Source organism: Stenotrophomonas sp. HMWF003 (genome assembly GCF_003061285.1).
GTDB classification, from domain to species: domain Bacteria; phylum Pseudomonadota; class Gammaproteobacteria; order Xanthomonadales; family Xanthomonadaceae; genus Stenotrophomonas; species Stenotrophomonas maltophilia_AP.
On the sequence record NZ_QAIW01000353.1, the window covers coordinates 3,326 to 5,495 of the forward strand.

Sequence of the window (2,170 nt, forward strand, 5' to 3'; positions counted from 1 at the left end):
TGGCCATCCCACTGCTCCAGGCGGTTGACCAGCAACATGCTGTGGATCTCCGGCGCGTGTTCCATCGCACCGTGTTCGATGGGCGGGAACGCGGCGAGGCGGTCGGCGGCGGTGATGGCCGGGATCGGCTCGCGCGGTTCGCTCGGCGCGGCCGTCTTGTGCGCCGCGTGATCCATCTTCGAATGGTCCATCTGGCTGTGATCCATGCTGCCATGGTCCATCTTCGAATGGTCCATCTGGCTGTGATCCACGCTGCCGTGCTCGATCTTCGGATCAACCGGTGCTTCCTTCGTAGCCGCTGGCGCAGGGGCGGTGCCGTGTGCATGCGACTGCGCCCAGGCCGGAGAGGCCAGCGCGATCAGCAGCGCGGCGGTGAGCAGAGGGTGGGCGGGTGCGGGGAAGCGGCTCATTCTTCGATCCTCACTTCGCGCATCATGCCCGCTTCCATGTGGTACAGCAGGTGGCAGTGGTAGGCCCAGCGGCCCAGCGCGTCGGCGCGCACGCGGTAGGTGCGGCGGGTGCCCGGGGGCATGTCGATGGTGTGCTTGCGCAGGTGGAACTGGCCGTCGGCATTCTCCAGGTCGCTCCACACCCCGTGCAGGTGGATGGGGTGCTGCATCATGGTGTCGTTGACCAGCACGATGCGCATGCGCTCGCCGTAGTTCAGGCGCAGCGGCTCGGCGCTGGCGAACGGGACGCCGTCGAACGACCAGCTGAATTTCTCCATGTGGCCGGTGAGGTGCAGCTCGACTTCGCGGCCGGGTTCGCGACCATCCGGGTCGTCGAACAGGCTGCGCATCGCGCCGTAGGTCAGCACGACGCGGCCGTTGTCGCGCAGGCCGATGCCGGGGTCGTCCAGCTTGGGCGCGGTGGCCATGCTCTGCATGTCGATCAGCGGGTTGCCTGTCTCGCTGGCCGGATGGCGCGGTGCCTTGTCATTGCTGCCGTGCGCGCCGTGGCCCATGCTGGCGCCGCAGCCGCCTTCCATGCCCTTCATGTCGTGGCCCATGCCGGCCATGTCATGGCCCATGCTGCCCATGTCGTGGCCCATGTCGCCCATGGTCAGCAGCGGTCGCGGATCGCGCGCGGGAATCGGCGCCTGCAGGCCGTGCCGCACTGCCAGGGTGCCGGCGGCAAAGCCGGTCCGGCCCATGTCCTGGCAGAAAATGGTGAACGCGTCCTGGCCGGTGGGCTCCACGATCACGTCGAAGGTTTCCGCCGGCGCGATGCGGAACTCATCGATGCTGACCGGATGGATGTACTGGCCATCGGCGGCCACCACGGTCATCTTCAGGCCGGGGATGCGCACGTCGAAGTAGGTCATCGAGCCGCCGTTGATGAAGCGCAGCAGCACCTTTTCACCGCTGCGGAACAGCCCGGTCCAGTTGCCGGCGGGCGCGGTGCCGTTGAGCAGGTAGGTGTAAGTGTGCGCGTTGATGTCGGAGATGTCGGTGGGGGTCATCCGCATGCGGCCCCACATGCCGCGGTCGGCGGTGGCGGCGGACCAGCCGTCGCGGCGCACGTCGCGCAGGAAGTCGGGCAGGGTGCGCTTGTAGTAGTTGTCGAACTCGGCCAGCTTTTTCATGCGCCGGAACAGGGCGCCCGGGTCCATGTCGGTCCAGTCGGACAGCATGATCACGTGCTCGCGGTCGAAGTGGTACGGCGCCGGCTGCAGCGGGTCGATGATCAGTGCGCCGTACAGGCCGGCCTGTTCCTGGAACATCGAATGGCTGTGGTACCAGTACGTGCCCGACTGCTTGAGGGTGAAGCGGTACTGGTAGGCCTCGCCCGGGGCGATGCCGTTGAAGCTCAGGCCGGGCACGCCGTCCATGTTGGCCGGCAGCAGGATGCCGTGCCAGTGGATCGAGGTGGGGTGCGCCTGCAGCGCGTTGGCCACGCGCACGCTGACGGTGTCGCCTTCGCGCCAGCGCAGGATCGGCGCCGGCAGGCTGCCGTTGACGGTGATCGCCGGGCGGGTGCGGCCGGTGAAGTTGGCCAGCGATTCGCCGATGCTCAACTGGACGTCGGGGCCGCTGAGCACCTGCGGGGCCGTAGCCACGACAGGGCCGGCGGCGGCGAAGGCGCGGCTGGGCAGGCCGCTGGCCACCAGGCCGGCGACCACGCCACCGGCGGCAGCGCCCTGCACGAACAGGCGGCGCGACGGCATGGG

At 68.6% G+C, this 2,170-nt stretch carries 1 protein-coding gene and 1 pseudogene; both read right to left on the reverse strand.

What is annotated here, in order from left to right:
- Positions 1–410 (reverse strand): annotated as a pseudogene (locus DBR34_RS14260) (copper resistance protein B); the annotation flags it as partial.
- Positions 407–2,170 (reverse strand): copper resistance system multicopper oxidase (locus DBR34_RS14265; protein WP_308812548.1); only part of this gene is annotated, 1,764 nt, incomplete at its 5' end. The pseudogene DBR34_RS14260 and the gene DBR34_RS14265, both read right to left, overlap by 4 nt.